The organism is Klebsiella sp. 4_1_44FAA (genome assembly GCF_000238715.1).
GTDB lineage: Bacteria > Pseudomonadota > Gammaproteobacteria > Enterobacterales > Enterobacteriaceae > Klebsiella > Klebsiella pneumoniae.
This window is the reverse complement of record NZ_JH414799.1, coordinates 50,690-66,911: the sequence shown is the minus strand read 5'-3', so window position 1 is coordinate 66,911 and position 16,222 is coordinate 50,690. Positions and strand designations below refer to the sequence as shown.

Sequence of the window (16,222 nt, the reverse complement as noted above, 5' to 3'; positions counted from 1 at the left end):
TTTTTAAGTGACGTAAAATCGTGTTGAGGCCAACGCCCATAATGCGGGCGGTTGCCCGGCATCCAACACCATTCATGGCCATATCAATGATTTTCTGGTGCGTACCGGGTTGAGAAGCGGTGTAAGTGAACTGCAGTTGCCATGTTTTACGGCAGTGAGAGCAGAGATAGCGCTGATGTCCGGCAGTGCTTTTGCCGTTACGCACCACCCCGTCAGTAGCTGAACAGGAGGGACAGCTGATAGAAACAGAAGCCACTGGAGCACCTCAAAAACACCATCATACACTAAATCAGTAAGTTGGCAGCATCACCTGCTTCTTCTTCCTTTTGCGCCAGTTTAACCAGTAACTCAGCAATGAGATTCTTCATAGCACCAGTTCCTTATGCGAGGCCTGTTTTGATTGGGATGTCATACGCGATGACGGACCTCAGAATTACTTAAATTAAGAATCATCGCAACACCCAATATACAGCGAAACGTTTTACCACAATAAAATACCACTATAAATAGTATTGTTTAATCATGACCGGGGTTACTTATAACCAGATTGCCTGGAAAATAATAAAATGGAATAGCGTTCACGCCATAACGATAACAAAAAGTAATAGTAAATCCGCTGACGGCGAATAATGCTGACGGTATCGCAATAAATACCGTCAGCAGAGGTTCAGGCGTTAGCCCGGCGGGTTTGGCGCAGCATCCACGCCAGTTGCCAGAGGTTAATGAAAACGATAATGGCGGTGGCAATAAACACCCAGCGGAAGCCGGCCATGGCTGACACAGAGGCGCCAATTAGCGGCCCGGCGACGTTGCCCAGATACATAAACGACTGGTTATAGCCAAAGATACGCCCGGTGACGCTGTCGCTGCTGTACTTCAGCAATAAGGTCTGCACCGCCGGGAGCATCGCGCCATCGGCAAAGCCGAGCAGAAAACGCAGCGTACCCAATTGCAGCGGGGTGGTGACAAAGGACATGGCGAAGAACATCACCACCGCGCAGCAGAGCGTCGCCAGCAGGATCCGCGAGGTGCCGATGCGGTCGCCAAGCTTACCCAACCGTGGCGCAGAAATCAGTGCCGACACGCCGGGCACCGCGGCGATCATCCCGGCCAGAAAAGCGATATTGTTGCTGTCCGGCGCCATCGACTTAATAAACAGCGCCAGAATCGGGCCGATTGAGCCGTTGCACAATTGGATCACCAGGGTGGTGAAGAACAGGCTGATCACCAGCCCCGGATAGGGCAAAGAGGCAAAGACTTGTTTCCCGGTGAGACGCTCGCTTTTGCTGACCTGCGGGCGAACGCCCTCTTTAATCAGAAACAGGGTCACCAGAAAACTGATGGTCAGCAGGATCGCCGTAATAAAAAAGACCATCCGCAGCCCGACGTGGTCCGCCAGGAAACCGCCCAGCAGCGGACCGCCGATCACCCCGCTAATTTGCGCCGTCGACAGCGTGCTTAGCGCCCAGCCGCTGCGCTCGCGCGGCACCTGGGAGGCCACCAGCGCCATGGCGTTGGGAATATAACCGGAGGTTAAGCCCATGATCGCCCGCAGGATAAACAGCTGCCAGACGTTGGTGGCGAAAGCCTGCAGTAAAATGGCAATCGCCATCCCCAACGAGGCGCGCAGCAGCATGAGCTTGCGGCCTTTACGGTCCGCCAGGCTTCCCCACATTGGCGAGACGATCGCCGAGACAAGAAAAGTGACGCTGAAGGTCAGCCCCGACCACATCGATAGCGCTTCATGCGAGGTGACGCCGAGCTGGGAGACGTAGAGGGGTAAAAAGGGGAGAATTTGACTAATCGCCAGGCCGGTAAAAAAGCAACCAAACCAGACGGAGATGAGATTAACCTTCCAGGATTCCATAACTACGCGTATTCATTAATGATTTGCCAATTATTATCTAGCTTAGCAATTTCATCCCACTGGTGTACTACCATAGATGCGCTGGCGGTGAGTTTGGTGTTTTATGGCTGCGGATGAGAGCCTGACGAAGCATTTTCTGGTCATTTAGGCTGCTCATAGCGCTTTATGCTCAAAAGCAGAAGCCCTGCCCGCGCATGCCGAAATGATAATGGTTGGCGTGAGCCGCGTTGTACTCTGGCCCCAGCGCGTTACCGAAGTAATGGCAACTGCTGCTCAACAGCGCCGCCAGCCAGGGGCGCGAAGTCTCGCTCCGCCAGCCCTGCAGGACGCTAACGCGTCTACCGTCCGCCAGACGGAAACCGCTGACGTCCAGCGCGTCCGCCGTGGCGTGTTCACTGCGCCGCGCCTGTTGACGATGGTAAATATTGCGGCAGGCAAAGCTGCCGAGATGATCGATCTGACGCAGATCGCTCGCCATCAGCTGCCGGGTCAGCGGCTTCGCCTGCTGCTCGATGTACAGCGCACTGCTCAGCGCCAGCGGGCAGCTGGCGAGAAAACTACTGCTCAGCTGCACCGAGCCAAAATTCGCCACCCGCACCACGTTACGCAGAGGGCAGCTTCCCTCGCTGTCGGCCACCGGCCGGCTGGCGATAAGCCGCCGGCGATTGGCTTCCGCCAGCAGGGAGGCGCACTGGTCTGCCGTCAGCCTGCGCAGCTTAAACGACGTCAGCCAGCCCGGGGGATCGTCCAGCGCCAGCGGCGCCAGCGGATTCAGGTGCGGCGGCAGATTGCGGTATCCCAACAGGCCCGCGCCGAGCAGCCCGGCCAGCACCAGCAGCGTCTTTCCTCTCACGCCCACTCCCGTCAATTGATCAGGTAAATATTATGGCAGCCAGGCAGCGGTTTCACATGGTATGTTATGCCCTTTGATGTTATCTGGATGGAAGTTGAAATGGCAAAGATGAGGGTTGGGATCGTTTTTGGCGGCAAGTCGGCGGAGCATGAAGTGTCGCTGCAGTCAGCGAAGAATATCGTGGAAGCGATTGATAAATCGCGCTTCGATGTGGTTCTGTTGGGTATTGATAAACAGGGGCTGTGGCACATCAACGACGCCGGCAACTACCTGCTCAACGCACAGGATCCTGCCCGCATTGCCCTGCGCCCTTCCACGGTGACTCTGGCGCAGATCCCGGGCCGCGAAGCGCAGCAGCTGATTAACGCCGAAAGCGGCCAACCGCTGGCGGCCATCGATGTGATTTTCCCGATCGTCCACGGCACGCTGGGTGAAGATGGCTCCCTGCAGGGGATGCTGCGCATGGCGAATCTGCCGTTCGTCGGCTCCGATGTGCTGGGCTCTGCGGCCTGTATGGACAAAGACGTGACCAAACGTCTGCTGCGCGACGCCGGGCTCGCCGTCGCCCCGTTTATCACACTCACCCGCGCCAACCGCGCGCAGTTCAGCTTTGCCGATGTCGAAGCGAAGCTTGGCCTGCCGCTGTTCGTTAAGCCGGCTAATCAGGGCTCGTCGGTTGGCGTCAGCAAAGTTAAAAACGAAGAGCAGTACCATCAGGCGGTGGCCCTGGCCTTCGAATTTGACCATAAAGTGGTGGTGGAGCAAGGCATTAAAGGGCGGGAAATTGAGTGTGCGGTGCTGGGTAACGACCACCCGCAGGCCAGCACCTGCGGTGAAATCGTCCTCAACAGCGAGTTTTACGCCTACGACACCAAGTATATCGACGATCAGGGCGCGCAGGTGGTAGTCCCGGCCGCTATCGCCCCTGAGATCAACGACAAAATTCGCGCTATCGCGGTGCAGGCCTACCAGACCCTGGGCTGCAGCGGCATGGCTCGTGTCGACGTGTTCCTCACCGCCGACAACGAGGTGGTGATCAACGAGATCAACACCCTGCCGGGCTTTACCAACATCAGCATGTATCCGAAGCTGTGGCAGGCCAGCGGTCTCGACTACACCAGCCTGATCACCCGCCTGATTGAGCTGGCGCTGGAGCGCCATGCCGCGGACCGGGCGCTGAAAACCTCCATGAACTAAAACGCGTTTTACCCCGCCTGGCAGCGGCGGCCTCAGGCCTCTTCTGCCGGGCAGCGGCGGATCACAAAGCCCGCAATCCAGAAGCTAATGACCCAGGTGATCAGACCGACGGCGTAGGATTGCCACCCCTGAGTTTCAAACCCCAGCAGCCCCACCACGCCATTAAGAATAAAAATCAACCCCAGCGCCACGGCGTAGTAGTGCCAATCGCGGCGAATTTTATCAGTGAGCTTCATGCGGCCTCCAACAGCAAAAAACGCATCTTCGCATAGCCGCCCGCGGCGGTCTGTAGCGATATGGAGAATGTTGCTGGATTGCGACGCCGCTCTCCCTTTTGTGCTCCTGTGGCGCGGTTAACACAACGGCGAAAACAGGATTATTCCTGGACGGCAATTACCAGCAATCTGATACTGATGATGGCCCCTGACTGCCAGAATACCTGACATAGAGCTGGAGAAAAAACCAGCAGCGCAGATGTGGGAGGGCCTATGGCTGAATTCAGTTTTTCAAAATCGCTTTTGGGAAATAAAAAAAGGGGCGCGCTGACCGGCAGCCATGTCGCCTACGGGCTGTTCGTGTTGATCTGCTGCTGGGCCGGCGCGCAGATGCTCAGCATGCTGATCCACGCCCCGGGGGTATTTGAACGCCTGATGCAAGCCCAGGACGCCAGCCGTCCGCAAGTCGACATCAGCCTCGCCGTGGGTACCCTTTTTGGTCTGATCCCTTTCCTGATCGGCTGCACGTTCATCGGGGTACTGGCGCTTATCGTGCGCTGGCGTCAGCGCCGTTAACGCCGCGCCATACAGTTTGCCCGCCGCTCATCAACCCGTTTCGCAAACCACGCCGTCGTCAGATTTCGGGTGATTTTTGGACTCTCCAGCTGGATCCCTGGCAACATCTCCCGCGGCAGGGTTTTGCCCGTCTTTTTCTCGGCGAGACGGAAAACCTGCTGATAGAGATCGGTCTTCTCAAACGCCAGGCTGTCGCCCTTTTTCAACTGACGATGGATCTCGCTGTCGCTCATCCCCAGCTGGCTCGCCAGGCGACGCACCGCCAGCTCGGTGCTGCCCGGCTCCTCGCTGTCGTAGCGGATAAGGTCGCCGTCGAGCGCCAGTTTTACCCCGCTGGCTTTCACCACCGCGTTCTGGAAGGCGGCGTTACGGCTGGCGTACCAGCCGGCGTTGAAGTCGGCAAAGCGGTACAATGGCGCACTATAACTGGCCGGATAGTTCAGCAGATGATAGGTGCCAAACCACAGGCCACCGCGCAGACTGAAGACCTCCTGGCGCACCGTGCCGTTCATTTTCCACGGGTAGCCGGAGGTGTGCTGCTCGGCAAAAGCAATGCTGACCTGCATCGGCCCCCCGGTGTGCACCGGGTTAAGGGAACCGAACAGCTTCTGCCCCATCGGCACCATCCCGATAAAGTCATCAAAAATGGCGCTCAACTGCTTTTCCGTCTTCACATTGTCCAGACGGTCGCTATAGCTTTTACCGTTTGGCGAGGTGATCTTCAGCGCGGTATGGACCAGAAACGGCGGAATGTGCATTTTTTCCGCCCGGCGGTCAATTTCCTGCCAGGCGATTTTATTCAGCCCCGGCACCACCGGATCGGACTGATAGTTAGACTCTTGCTGCGCGACCGCCAGCACCGAGCAGACGTTTTCTTCCGTCGGCGCCAGCTTCTGGCTGTCAAACGCGGTGGCGATGGCTTGCGCCCAGGCCTCCCGATCCTTGACGCTGGCCGGCATTTTCTGCCGCACCACCGACGCCACGTCAACAGGCTTCTCGCCCTCTTTCAGCGCCGGAGCCTGCTGGCTGGTACAGGCGCTCAGCGCCATGGCCGCCAGCAGCGTCAATGAAACGGGAATAATGCGCGATAAACGTGCGGCCATTATGCTTCCTTGTCTTGATTAACGTAATGTCGGGATCGCTTCCTGCAGCGGTTTGCCGTCCAGCTCGCGTTCAAAACTGCGCAGACGTTTGTAGATGGACATCAGTTCCACCAGCGTTGTCCACGAGCTGATCAGGTACTGGAACGAGCCGCGCACCTGGCCGAAGACGTTAGTAATTTGCGTCATCAGCCCGAGGGTAATCGTACCGGCAACGATCGACGGAAACAGCAGGAAAAGGCCGAAAACGTTATCCACCTGCAGATAGAGGATGCGGGCGATATTGAAATACATATAGTGGAAATAGAGACGGAAATAGTTGCGACGCACCGCGCGGAATAGCTCGCGCACCGTCGGCGGCGTGGCGCGAGTTTCATCGTCCTCGCCGTAAACCAGCTCTTTACGATAGGCCGCTTCCACGCGCTGGTTTTTAAACTCCAGGCCCGGCAGCTTAATCCCCACCACCGCCAGCAGGCCGGTACCCATCAGCGACCAGACGATAGCGGCAATCACCAGGCCATACGGCAGATGGCCGACGATAGGCAGGTCGGGAACATGTTCGGAGAGCGTCACCAGCACCGGCAGGAAGGCGATCAGGGTCATCACCGCGTTGATAAAGCTCACGCCCATATCTTCGAGGGTGGAAGCAAAACGCATGGTATCTTCCTGCACACGCTGCGCGGCGCCTTCGATATGGCGCAGATGCTGCCAGTGGGCCATATAGTGCTCGTTCATCGCCGTGCGCCAGCGGAAGACGTAGTGGCTGACGAAGAAGTTGTTCATCACGCCAATAATCACCGCGATGATCGCGATGCCGAGAAAGACGCCGATTTCCTGATAAAACTGGTTGATGCTGACCTTATGCGGGGTGGCCAGCGCGCTCTGGATCAGGTCGTAGAACGGCGCATACCAGGCGTTGATCGCCACCCCGACTTCCACCAGAAACCAGGTGACGAAGATGATGAGCGAGGTGCCGAGAATCGACCAGTACTGCCAGCGGTGCGGGCAGTAGACAAACCAGAACAGCGCGAACACGCCGACGCAAAACAGATAGTAAGCGTAGAACACCAGATAGTTGAGCGACCAGAAGCGCGCCGCGCTGATCGCCACATTTTGCGATGCCCCGGTGACCCGCAGCAGCCAGTCGCCGCCGCCCGCCTGCCAAAAGATCACGGCCAGCAGCGACCAGATAAAGGCAGAAATAAAAAACGGCCCCGGTTTGGGGAAAAAAGATTTAAACATCATTGTCTCCTGCTAACTTCTTATCGTTCTGCTATTGCTGTGTACGACGCATACGTCGGCCGCCGCGTGGATGAGCCCTCGCGGGACAGACGAATGATAAGACCGGATATCAACAGCTTAGTTCTGCTGCCATGCGTGCAGAATTGTTTCTGTGGGTTTCACCTGTAAAGGATTGCCAGGAATGGTCAGCGTACGCCACACCTCATTGTAGTGGGCGATAAGCGTCGCGGCCTGCGCGGCGGGGCGGTCGGCGGTGGTGTGGGCATCTTCCGCGATAACAATAACGTACCCGCGGCTGGCGCCATTTTTAATGGTGGTATCGAGGCAGTAGTCGGTGGCGCAGCCGCAGATGACGAACTGCTGAATGTCGTGTTCGTCCAGCACCTGCGCCAGCGAGGTGTGATAGAAGGCATCGCAGGCGGTTTTGGTGACATACAGCGCGCCAGCCGGCTGCTCCAGCTCAGGAAGCAGGGCGAAGCCTTCGCTGCCGGCTTCGAGGCCGCCGGCTTCATCATGCTGAATGAAAATAACCTTGTCCGCCGCGCGCACCAGACGATTAATTTGCGCGACGCAGCGCTCGCGCGCCAGACGTGGCGTGGCGAACACGCCGTTTTGCATATCCACGACCATCACTACCCGTTGAGCCGTCATTGTTCTCTCCCACGAACCTTCAGCCAAACGGTCATCATACGCGCCGGCGAAAAAAGCCGGTATCCGAAAGCGTAAAAAAGTCTTTTTTACGCACCGTTACCTTTTTCCTGCAGGAATGTCGTGAATCCCGCTTTGTTCTGCGCCACTTCGTAGTATAAATACCCTCTTCTTTTTATTTATTTAATGGATGATCTCCGTTGAAACGTAGTTTGCTCATTTTTGCTGCGCTGTGCGCGGCGTCGTGGACCTCGGTGCAGGCCGCACAGCCTACCGTTGACCCGGTTTTCGCCTCGGATGTGGTCGATCGTTACGCCAATCATATCTACTACGGCAGCGGCGCCACCGGCATGGCGCTGGTGGTTATCGATGGCAATCAGCGTGTTTTTCGCAGCTTTGGCGAAACCCGCCCGGGGAATAATCAGCACCCGCAGCTCGACTCGGTGATCCGTATCGCCTCCCTCAGCAAACTGATGACCAGCGAGATGCTGGTGAAGCTGCTCGACCAGGGGGTGGTGAAACTCAACGATCCGCTGAGTAAATACGCCCCGCCGGGCGCCCGGGTGCCTGACTGGCAGGGAAAACCAATCACCCTGGTTAACCTCGCGACCCATACCAGCGCCCTGCCGCGCGAGCAGCCTGGCGGCGCCGCTCATCGTCCGGTGTTTGTCTGGCCGACCCGCCAGCAGCGCTGGAACTGGCTCTCTACCGCGACCCTGAAGACCGCGCCGGGCTCGCAGGCGGCCTACTCCAACCTGGCCTTCGATTTACTGGCGGACGCGCTCTCCACCGCCGCCGGCAAACCGTATCCGCAGCTGTTTGAAGAGCAGATCACCCGGCCGCTGGGGATGAAGGACACCACCTTTACCCCGTCACCGGATCAGTGCCAGCGGCTGATGATCCCGGAAAAAGGCGCCAGCCCATGCAACAACACCCTGGCGGCGATCGGCAGCGGCGGAGTCTACTCGACGCCGGGGGATATGATGCGCTGGATGCAGCAGTTCCTGTCATCCGATTTCTATACCCGCAGCCAGCAGGCCGACCGGATGCAGACGCTGATTTATCAGCGTAACCAGCTGACCCGGGTGATTGGTATGGACGTGCCGGGCCGCGCAGACGCGCTGGGCCTCGGCTGGGTGTATATGAAGCCGAAGAACGGCCATCCGGGGATTATTCAGAAAACCGGCGGCGGCGGCGGGTTTATCACCTATATGGCGATGAATCCGCAGGCTAACGTTGGCGCCTTTGTGGTGGTAACCCGCTCGCCGTTAACCCGCTTCAACAATATGAGCGATGGCATCAACGACCTGGTCAGCGAGTTGAGCGGCGCACAGCCCAACATGCAGACGGCCAGCCAGTAAGCCCGGGGAAGGTTTCGCCGATGCGCCATAACGATCGTTTTGGCGAAACATCCCGCTGCCATTTCAGTTACACTATCGTCTTTCATTTCACAAAATCAGGCAAACCATGACAGATTTAATCACTCGCCCCCGCCGCCTGCGTCAATCCGCTGCGCTGCGCGCCCTGTTTGAAGAGACAACACTGAGTTTGAACGACCTGGTGTTGCCGATCTTTGTTGAAGAAGAAATTGATGATTACAAAGCGATAGAGGCCATGCCCGGCGTGATGCGCATTCCGGAAAAATATCTGGCGCGCGAGATCGAACGCATCGCCAACGCCGGGATCCGCTCGGTGATGACCTTTGGTATTTCTCATCACACCGATGCCACCGGCAGCGATACCTGGAATGAAAATGGTCTGGTGGCGCGTATGTCGCGGATTTGTAAGTCCACGGTGCCGGAGATGATCGTCATGTCCGATACCTGCTTCTGCGAATATACCTCCCACGGCCACTGCGGCGTGCTGTGCGACCACGGGGTGGATAACGACGCGACCCTGGAAAACCTCGGCAAACAGGCCGTTGTCGCCGCCGCCGCGGGGGCGGATTTCATCGCTCCTTCCGCCGCGATGGACGGTCAGGTGCAGGCGATTCGCCGCTCGCTGGACGCCGCCGGCTTCACCAATACGGCGATCATGTCCTACTCGACCAAGTTCGCTTCTTCCTTCTACGGTCCGTTCCGCGAAGCGGCCGGTACCGCGCTGAAGGGCGATCGGAAAACCTATCAGATGAGCCCGATGAATCGCCGGGAGGCCATTCGCGAGTCGCTGCTCGATGAAGCCCAGGGCGCCGACTGCCTGATGGTGAAACCGGCTGGCGCCTACCTGGATATTCTGCGCGATATCCGCGAACGCAGCGATCTGCCGCTCGGCGCCTATCAGGTCAGCGGGGAGTACGCGATGATCAAATTTGCTGCCCAGGCGGGCGCTATCGATGAAGAGAAAGTGGTTCTGGAAAGCCTCGGCGCTATCAAACGCGCAGGCGCCGACCTGATCTTCAGCTATTTCGCCCTCGATCTGGCCGAGAAAAAGATCCTCCGTTAAACCCGCCCCTCCCCGGTGGCGCTGCGCTTACCGGGGCCCGCAGTCCCATCCGCATGTAGGCCGGGTCAGGCGCAGCCGCCACCCGGCACAAAAACGGCTCCCTACCCGTAGCCATTGCCCGGCGGCGCTGACGCTTGCGCGGGCCTACGAGATTGCCGGGCCCGCAGTCCCATCCCGCATGTAGGCCGGATCAGGCGCAGCCGCCACCCGGCACAAAAGCGTCTCCCTACCCGTTGCCATTGCCCTGAGGCGCTGACGCTTGCGCGGGCCTACGAGATTGCCGGGCCCGCAGTCCCATCCCGCATGTAGGCCGGGTCAGGCGCAGCCGCCACCCGGCGCAAAAACGGCTCCCTATCCGTCGTCTCCCCCGCTGCGACCGAAACTTCACCCAACTGTAATCTGAACGACATCTCCACCTTCTACTGTCTGGGCAGGACGGAGGAGGAGCCACTATGTTTAGTCTCGACAACGTACTCGATGACCTGTGGCCTCAGGCGAGGCCCGCCCCCTGGCAAAAGAAACTGTTAAAAAAGCTGTTTTATGAGGAAGAGTTTCAACAATTTGCCGATCGTCATCGCCACCTGAAGGGGCTTGATACGGTCGAACAGGTACTGGAATACCTCAATATCCGTTGTGCCATCCCGGCGCACGATCTCGAACAAATCCCCGAATATGGCCCGCTGGTCATTATCGCCAACCACCCCACCGGCACCCTCGACGGCCTGGCGCTCCTGTATGCGGTATCCCGCGTGCGCCGCGATGTCAAAGTGGTCACCAACCGCATGCTCACCCACCTTGAGCCCCTGAGCTCGCTGTTTATCCCGGTGGATAACATTCATGGCCGCACCGCTAAAGCGGCGCTGCAGCAGATGGACCAGCAGCTGCAGGCCGGCGGGGTGCTGATCTTCTTCCCGGCGGGGGAAGTCTCCCGTCTGACCCGTCGCGGTATCCGCGATAAAAAAATGGCACTCGGGCTTTATTAAGCTGGCGGCGAAATATCGCGCCCCGCTGCTGCCGGCGTGGATTAACGCCCGCAACAGCGCCTTGTTTTACGCCAGTACGCTGGTATCTGACAACCTGCCGCTGCTCCTGCTAATGCAGCAGATGTTTCGCCGACGCAACAGCAGCCTGCCGGTACGCATCGGCCAGCAGATCCCCTGGTCGAGCTGGTTCGATGCCCAGTCCAGCGCTCGCGAGCTTACCGGCCGCTGCTATCAGCACCTTGAACAACTGCGCAAAGGGCTGCCGGGGCAGTTCAAAACCGAAAGCGCCATCGCCCGCCCGGAAGACCGGGCATTGCTCAAACGCGAACTGCACAAGGCCGAGTGCCTGGGCCGCACAGCCGACGGCAAAGTGATTTACCTCTGGCAGCGCAACGGCCAGGAGGACGCGCCGCTGCTGCGCGAGCTGGGGCGTCTGCGGGAAATCGCCTTCCGCGCGGTCGGGGAAGGCAGCGGCAAACGGCGGGATATCGACGGATATGACGACGACTATCTGCATCTGATCCTGTGGGATGAAGACGATCTGGAAATCGTCGGCGCTTATCGCTTTATACCGACGGCCATCCAGCTGGCACAGCGCGGCCTGAAAGGGATCTACAGTTACAGTCTGTTCCATTACGACGGGCGGATGGACGATGTCCTGCAGCACGGCATTGAGCTGGGGCGCAGCTTTATCCAGCCGCGCTACTGGGGGCGTCGCGGTCTGGACTATCTGTGGTCCGGCATCGGCGCTTATCTGGCGCGCTATCCGCACTATCGCTACCTGTTTGGCCCGGTGTCGATTTCTGGCGGGTTGCCGCCCGCCGCCCGCGATCTGCTGGTCGCGTTCTACCGGCTGTGGTTTCCGGCGACGCACCCGCTGGCGGAGTCGCGTCGACCTTATCCGGCGTCGCTGCCCGACGTGCTGGCGCAGTTTGGCGGGGAGGATTACAACGACGACCTGGCCCGGCTGAAGTCCCTGCTCGGCAATCTCGGCTGCGCGATCCCGCCGCTGTATAAGCAGTACTCGGAAGTGTGCGAGCCGGGCGGGGTGCAGTTTATCGATTTCGGCAGCGATCCGGATTTCAATAACTGCGTGGATGGTCTGGTGCTGGTGGATCTCACCTACCTGAAGGCCAATCGCTATCAGCGCTATATTGGCGCGCATCTGGGTGCGCAAAAATCGGCATAAACGCTTTTTCCCGGCTTGCGGCGCGTTGCGCCTTAGCCGGGCTACGGTTCACCGTTTCTGACGGACCGGTAGCCCGGAAAAGGTGCATCCGCTTTTTTCCACGGCTCGCGGCTGATGCCTTAACCGGCTACAAGCCTTACCCCGCCCGGTAATACGGCTTATCGCCGAGGATCGTCGCCCGGTGCATGATCCGCCGCTGTGGCAGATAGTCGGCGTTGGCGTAATGCTGGGTCACCCGGTTATCCCAGATCGCAATATCATTTGGCTGCCAGCGCCAGCGCACCTGAAACTCCGGTTTAGTGACATGGGCAAACAGGAAGTTCAGCAGCGCTGCGCTCTCTTTCTCACTCACCTCGACAATTCGCGTGGTAAACCCTTCATTAACGAACAGCGCCTGCTTGCCGGTCACCGGGTGGGTACGCACTACCGGATGCAGCAGCGGCGGATGCTTCGCCACCGCTTCCTGCCAGCGCCGATGCTCGGCTTCGGTCTTGTTGTACTTAAACTCCTGGAACGATTTGCGGAAATCGTGTTCGGCATGCAGGCCGCTCAGCAGCTGCCGGAAGGGTTCTGACAGCGCTTCCCAGGCGGCGATGCCGCTGGTCCACAGAGTGTCCCCGCCGGTCGTCGGCAACTCTTTAGCCGCCAGTATGGCGCCGGCGGGCGGCGTGTCGATAAAGGTGACATCGGTATGCCAGTTGTCATTATCCGGCGGATTATCGTTGTGGGTATCGAGGACGATAATCTCCTCCACCCCGGGGGCGTGAGGGTAGACCGGATGGATATGCAGGTCGCCAAACCGCAGCGCCAGGTCGCGCTGTTGCGCCGGGGTGATATTCTGCTCGCGCAGGAATACCACCTGATGACGCAGCACCGCGTGATACAGCTGTTCAAACTGGTTGTCGCTCAGCGGACGGGTTAAATCCGCCCCGCTCACCTGCGCGCCAATATACGGCCCCAGCGGGGTAATGCTCAGACGTTCACTCATTGTACTTCTCCATGCCAGGGCGTCAGGCGCCGCTGCAGCGCGCGCAGACCCAGTTCCAGTAAAAAGGCGATAATGGCAATCACCGCGATCCCCGCCAGCACCACATCGGTGGCGAGAAACTCGCCGGCAGACTGCACCATAAATCCTAATCCGCGGGTGGCGGCGATCAGCTCAGCGGCCACCAGCGTTGACCAGCCCACCCCGAGACCAATGCGCAGCCCGGTGAGGATCTCCGGCAGCGCGCCGGGCAGGATCACCAGCCACAGCACCTGCGCCCGGCTGGCGCCAAGCGAACGGGCGGCGCGAATGCGCACCTGCTGCGCGCTTTTTACCCCCGCCAGCGCCGACATCGCTACCGGCGCGAAAATCGCCAGGTAGATCAGCAGGATCTTTGACGTTTCACCAATGCCAAACCAGATCACCATCAGCGGTAAGTAGGCCAGCGGCGGCACCGGACGATAGAGTTCGATCAACGGGTCGAGGATCCCGCGCACCGTTGAGTTGAGCCCCATGGCGATCCCCACCGGCACGCCGATAAGCACTGCCGCCAGCAGGGCGATGACGATCCGCGTCAGGCTTGCCGCCAGGTGCTGCCAGAGCGTCGCATCCATAAAGCCCTGCGGCCCGGCGATAGTGATAAGCTTCTGCAGCACCTGGCCCGGCGGCGGCAGAAACAGCGGACTAATCAGCTGCAGCGCCGCGACCGCCCACCAGATGGCCAGCAATACTGCCAGGGTCGCCACGCTGAGGGTAAGCTGACGGGAGAGCGGCCAGCGCCATTTCAGCGTCGTCTGACGCGGTTTGTCGTTCAGTACCACGCTCATGAGAAAGCCTCCCGTTGGTCAAACACCCGGCTCAGAATGTATTCCCGCTGTTCAATAAACTGCGGGTCGGATTTGATGCTGCGGCAGGATTCGCCCGCGACAAAGCGACGGCTGAAATCAAGCCGCAGCCGCTCCACCACCCGTCCCGGCCCCGGCGACAGCAGCACCAGTTCGGTGGCCATAAAGATGGCCTCTTCAATGTCATGGGTGATCAGCAGCACCTGTTTGCCGGTCTCATGCCACAGCTTCAGCAGCAATGTCTGCATCTGCTCGCGGGTAAAGGCGTCAAGCGCGCCGAAGGGTTCATCCAGCAGCAACAGCTGCGGATTCGCCGCCAGCGCCCGGGCGATGCCCACCCGCTGACGTTGACCGCCGGACAGCTGCCAGATAAAGCGCTTTTCCGCCCCTTCGAGACCCACCTTCTTCAGCATCTGCGCCGCCGCTTGCCGGCGCTGCGCTTTATCCACGCCCGCCAGCTGGAGGCCCAGCGCCACGTTATCCTGCACATTGCGCCACGGCAGCAGGCCTTCATTCTGGAAGACCACCCCGCGCTCTGCGCCCGGCCCGGTCACCCGCTGACCTTCGAGGGTGATGCTGCCGTGCTGATAGGGCACGAATCCGGCAATCAGGTTCAGCAGGGTAGTTTTACCGCAGCCCGAAGGCCCCAGCACCACCAGCAGCTCCCCACTCTCCAGCGTCAGGTTGATATCCGCCAGCGCCGGTTTACCGCCGTAGTCAGCGGAAAGATGCGAGATTTGCAGCATCGCCGCCTCCTTTACTTCACGAAACGGTCAGTGACGTACTGACGATAATCGGTTCCCGCCGCGGGCACTTTGCCCTGCTCTTTCAGGAAGCGCGCGGTATCGACGATGGCCTGATTGACCGGCCCGTTCAGCGCCTGCGCCTGCTCAGCGGCGGTCAGGTAGGTGTTCCCCTTCACCAGCCCGGGGACATCGGCCTCCGGCACCCCGCTCAGGCGCGCCAGCTTGCTGATGTTGTCCGGCTGTTTCAGCCATGCTTCCGGGTTGGCGATGTAGGGCTGCTGGGCGTCGATGGCGCTTTTAGCGAACGCTTTGACGATCTCCGGATGCTGCTCGGCGAAGTCCTTACGGACTACCCAGACGTCAAGCGTCGGCGCGCCCCACTCCCCCACCTGGGAAGAATCGGTCAGCACCTTGCCCTCTTTTTCCAGTTCGTTAACCGCTGGCGCCCAGACGTAAGCGCCATCGATATCCCCGCGCTGCCAGGCGGCAATGATCGCTGGCGGCTGCAGGTTAATAATCTGCACCTGACCCGGCTTGATGCCCCAGTGTTTGAGCGCCGACAGCAGGCTGTAATGGGTGGTGGAGATAAACGGCACGGCAATGCGCTTGCCGATCAGATCTTCCGGTTTGGTGATGCTCTTTTTCACCACCAGCGCTTCGGAGTTACCGAGCTTTGAGGCAAGCAGGAACACTTCGATCGGCACCTGCTGACTGGCGGCCACCGCCAGCGGGCTGGAGCCGATATTGCCGATTTGCACATCGCCGGAGGCCAGGGCGCGCACCACGCTGGCGCCGCTGTCAAATTTCCGCCAGTCAACGGTCGCGCCGCTGGTTTTGGCGAAGGTGTTGTCCGCCTGGGCGACTTTCGCCGGCTCAGCGGAGGTTTGATACGCCACGGTCACGTTGACCGCCTGCGCCTGGAAGGCGGCGACGGCCAGCGCCGCCAGAAGAGTAATTCGCGGTGATGCTGCCAACTTACTGATTTAGTGTATGATGGTGTTTTTGAGGTGCTCCAGTGGCTTCTGTTTCTATCAGCTGTCCCTCCTGTTCAGCTACTGACGGGGTGGTGCGTAACGGCAAAAGCACTGCCGGACATCAGCGCTATCTCTGCTCTCACTGCCGTAAAAACATGGCAGCTACAGTTCACTTACACCGCTTCTCAACCCGGTACGCACCAGAAAATCATTGATATGGCCATGAATGGTGTTGGATGCCGGGCAACCGCCCGCATTATGGGCGTTGGCCTCAACACGATTTTACGTCACTTAAAAAACTCAGGCCGCAGTCGGTAACCTCGCGCATACAGCCGGGCAGTGATGTGATTGTCTGCGCTG

Annotated in this window: 16 protein-coding genes and 2 pseudogenes; 6 read left to right on the top strand and 12 right to left on the bottom strand. The window is 59.3% G+C overall.

All coding sequences use genetic code 11. The features are described 5' to 3' along the window. From HMPREF1024_RS28400 to HMPREF1024_RS20120, 4 genes are all read right to left on the bottom strand, one after another. Positions 1 to 256: IS1-like element transposase (locus HMPREF1024_RS28400; protein WP_001409558.1), on the bottom strand; the 256-nt coding region annotated here is incomplete at its 3' end. Positions 257 to 284: 28 nt separating this feature from the next. Continuing rightward, positions 285 to 368, bottom strand: coding sequence for a sigma-S stabilization anti-adapter protein IraP (locus HMPREF1024_RS32155; protein ID WP_071986568.1), 84 nt, complete (start codon positions 366 to 368; stop codon positions 285 to 287). A 299-nt stretch (positions 369 to 667) separates the two neighbouring features. After that, entirely contained in the window at positions 668 to 1,867 is a 1,200-nt protein-coding gene (locus HMPREF1024_RS20115; protein WP_002890219.1) for a multidrug efflux MFS transporter, read from the bottom strand. A gap of 169 nt (positions 1,868 to 2,036) precedes the next feature. Beyond that, positions 2,037 to 2,720 (bottom strand): extensin family protein, encoded by a 684-nt coding sequence (locus HMPREF1024_RS20120; RefSeq protein WP_009307896.1) that lies wholly within the window; start codon positions 2,718 to 2,720, stop codon positions 2,037 to 2,039. 99 nt (positions 2,721 to 2,819) lie between these two features. On the opposite strand from HMPREF1024_RS20120, the gene ddlA reads away from it, so the two are divergent. Next, positions 2,820 to 3,917, top strand: coding sequence for a D-alanine--D-alanine ligase (gene ddlA / locus HMPREF1024_RS20125; RefSeq protein WP_004151348.1), 1,098 nt, complete (start codon positions 2,820 to 2,822; stop codon positions 3,915 to 3,917). A gap of 32 nt (positions 3,918 to 3,949) precedes the next feature. On the opposite strand, the gene HMPREF1024_RS20130 is transcribed toward ddlA, so the two are convergent. Then, a complete protein-coding gene (locus HMPREF1024_RS20130; RefSeq protein ID WP_009307895.1) occupies positions 3,950 to 4,153 on the bottom strand; it encodes a DUF2754 family protein in 204 nt (67 codons plus the stop codon). Positions 4,154 to 4,405: 252 nt separating this feature from the next. Between HMPREF1024_RS20130 and HMPREF1024_RS20135 the strand changes: the two genes are divergently transcribed. Further along, a complete protein-coding gene (locus tag HMPREF1024_RS20135; protein ID WP_002890210.1) occupies positions 4,406 to 4,708 on the top strand; it encodes a YaiY family protein in 303 nt (100 codons plus the stop codon). Here HMPREF1024_RS20135 and HMPREF1024_RS20140 read toward each other — a convergent pair. The 3 genes from HMPREF1024_RS20140 to HMPREF1024_RS20150 form a co-directional block, all read right to left on the bottom strand. Next, the gene (locus HMPREF1024_RS20140) at positions 4,705 to 5,811 is read right to left on the bottom strand and encodes a DUF1615 domain-containing protein (protein WP_002890207.1); all 1,107 of its coding nucleotides are present in this window, start codon (positions 5,809 to 5,811) and stop codon (positions 4,705 to 4,707) included. The two genes, HMPREF1024_RS20135 and HMPREF1024_RS20140, sit on opposite strands and share 4 nt — an antisense overlap. A gap of 18 nt (positions 5,812 to 5,829) precedes the next feature. Then, the gene (gene sbmA / locus HMPREF1024_RS20145; protein ID WP_002890204.1) at positions 5,830 to 7,050 is read right to left on the bottom strand and encodes a peptide antibiotic transporter SbmA; all 1,221 of its coding nucleotides are present in this window, start codon (positions 7,048 to 7,050) and stop codon (positions 5,830 to 5,832) included. A 117-nt stretch (positions 7,051 to 7,167) separates the two neighbouring features. Next, positions 7,168 to 7,680 (bottom strand): isochorismatase family protein, encoded by a 513-nt coding sequence (locus HMPREF1024_RS20150; RefSeq protein ID WP_004151349.1) that lies wholly within the window; start codon positions 7,678 to 7,680, stop codon positions 7,168 to 7,170. A gap of 218 nt (positions 7,681 to 7,898) precedes the next feature. Here HMPREF1024_RS20150 and ampH point away from each other — a divergent pair, with 218 nt between their 5' ends. The 3 genes and pseudogenes from ampH to HMPREF1024_RS0125855 all read left to right on the top strand — a co-directional run bounded on the left by ampH (position 7,899) and on the right by HMPREF1024_RS0125855 (position 12,312). Continuing rightward, positions 7,899 to 9,059, top strand: coding sequence for a D-alanyl-D-alanine-carboxypeptidase/endopeptidase AmpH (gene ampH / locus HMPREF1024_RS20155; protein WP_004178722.1), 1,161 nt, complete (start codon positions 7,899 to 7,901; stop codon positions 9,057 to 9,059). Between the two features lie 106 nt (positions 9,060 to 9,165). Further along, the gene (hemB, locus tag HMPREF1024_RS20160; RefSeq protein ID WP_002890201.1) at positions 9,166 to 10,140 is read left to right on the top strand and encodes a porphobilinogen synthase; all 975 of its coding nucleotides are present in this window, start codon (positions 9,166 to 9,168) and stop codon (positions 10,138 to 10,140) included. A 452-nt stretch (positions 10,141 to 10,592) separates the two neighbouring features. After that, positions 10,593 to 12,312: pseudogene (locus HMPREF1024_RS0125855) on the top strand (lysophospholipid acyltransferase family protein). A 136-nt stretch (positions 12,313 to 12,448) separates the two neighbouring features. Here the strand turns inward: HMPREF1024_RS0125855 and tauD are convergent. The 4 genes from tauD to tauA are packed head-to-tail and all read right to left on the bottom strand — an operon-like array spanning position 12,449 to position 15,862. After that, positions 12,449 to 13,300 (bottom strand): taurine dioxygenase, encoded by an 852-nt coding sequence (gene tauD, locus HMPREF1024_RS20165; RefSeq protein ID WP_009307892.1) that lies wholly within the window; start codon positions 13,298 to 13,300, stop codon positions 12,449 to 12,451. Continuing rightward, the gene (gene tauC / locus HMPREF1024_RS20170) at positions 13,297 to 14,124 is read right to left on the bottom strand and encodes a taurine ABC transporter permease TauC (protein WP_009307891.1); all 828 of its coding nucleotides are present in this window, start codon (positions 14,122 to 14,124) and stop codon (positions 13,297 to 13,299) included. The genes tauD and tauC overlap by 4 nt, the downstream gene beginning before the upstream one ends. Beyond that, positions 14,121 to 14,888 carry a taurine ABC transporter ATP-binding subunit gene (gene tauB / locus HMPREF1024_RS20175; protein WP_009307890.1) on the bottom strand — a complete coding sequence of 256 codons (768 nt, stop codon included), beginning with the start codon at positions 14,886 to 14,888 and terminating at the stop codon, positions 14,121 to 14,123. The genes tauC and tauB overlap by 4 nt, the downstream gene beginning before the upstream one ends. An 11-nt stretch (positions 14,889 to 14,899) precedes the next feature. Then, positions 14,900 to 15,862 carry a taurine ABC transporter substrate-binding protein gene (gene tauA, locus HMPREF1024_RS20180; protein ID WP_032442391.1) on the bottom strand — a complete coding sequence of 321 codons (963 nt, stop codon included), beginning with the start codon at positions 15,860 to 15,862 and terminating at the stop codon, positions 14,900 to 14,902. A gap of 41 nt (positions 15,863 to 15,903) precedes the next feature. Here tauA and HMPREF1024_RS28390 point away from each other — a divergent pair. Next, positions 15,904 to 16,222 (top strand): annotated as a pseudogene (locus HMPREF1024_RS28390) (IS1-like element IS1A family transposase); the annotation flags it as partial.

Excerpts from the sequence above, each read along its gene's own strand:
- HMPREF1024_RS32155 (WP_071986568.1), bottom strand. The coding sequence starts at position 368 with ATGAAGAATCTCATTGCTGAGTTACTGGTTAAACTGGCGCAAAAGGAA.
- HMPREF1024_RS20115 (WP_002890219.1), bottom strand. The coding sequence starts at position 1,867 with ATGGAATCCTGGAAGGTTAATCTCATCTCCGTCTGGTTTGGTTGCTTT.
- ddlA (WP_004151348.1), top strand. The coding sequence starts at position 2,820 with ATGGCAAAGATGAGGGTTGGGATCGTTTTTGGCGGCAAGTCGGCGGAG.
- HMPREF1024_RS20130 (WP_009307895.1), bottom strand. The coding sequence starts at position 4,153 with ATGAAGCTCACTGATAAAATTCGCCGCGATTGGCACTACTACGCCGTG.
- HMPREF1024_RS20135 (WP_002890210.1), top strand. The coding sequence starts at position 4,406 with ATGGCTGAATTCAGTTTTTCAAAATCGCTTTTGGGAAATAAAAAAAGG.
- HMPREF1024_RS20140 (WP_002890207.1), bottom strand. The coding sequence starts at position 5,811 with ATGGCCGCACGTTTATCGCGCATTATTCCCGTTTCATTGACGCTGCTG.
- sbmA (WP_002890204.1), bottom strand. The coding sequence starts at position 7,050 with ATGTTTAAATCTTTTTTCCCCAAACCGGGGCCGTTTTTTATTTCTGCC.
- HMPREF1024_RS20150 (WP_004151349.1), bottom strand. The coding sequence starts at position 7,680 with ATGGTCGTGGATATGCAAAACGGCGTGTTCGCCACGCCACGTCTGGCG.
- hemB (WP_002890201.1), top strand. The coding sequence starts at position 9,166 with ATGACAGATTTAATCACTCGCCCCCGCCGCCTGCGTCAATCCGCTGCG.
- tauD (WP_009307892.1), bottom strand. The coding sequence starts at position 13,300 with ATGAGTGAACGTCTGAGCATTACCCCGCTGGGGCCGTATATTGGCGCG.
- tauC (WP_009307891.1), bottom strand. The coding sequence starts at position 14,124 with ATGAGCGTGGTACTGAACGACAAACCGCGTCAGACGACGCTGAAATGG.
- tauB (WP_009307890.1), bottom strand. The coding sequence starts at position 14,888 with ATGCTGCAAATCTCGCATCTTTCCGCTGACTACGGCGGTAAACCGGCG.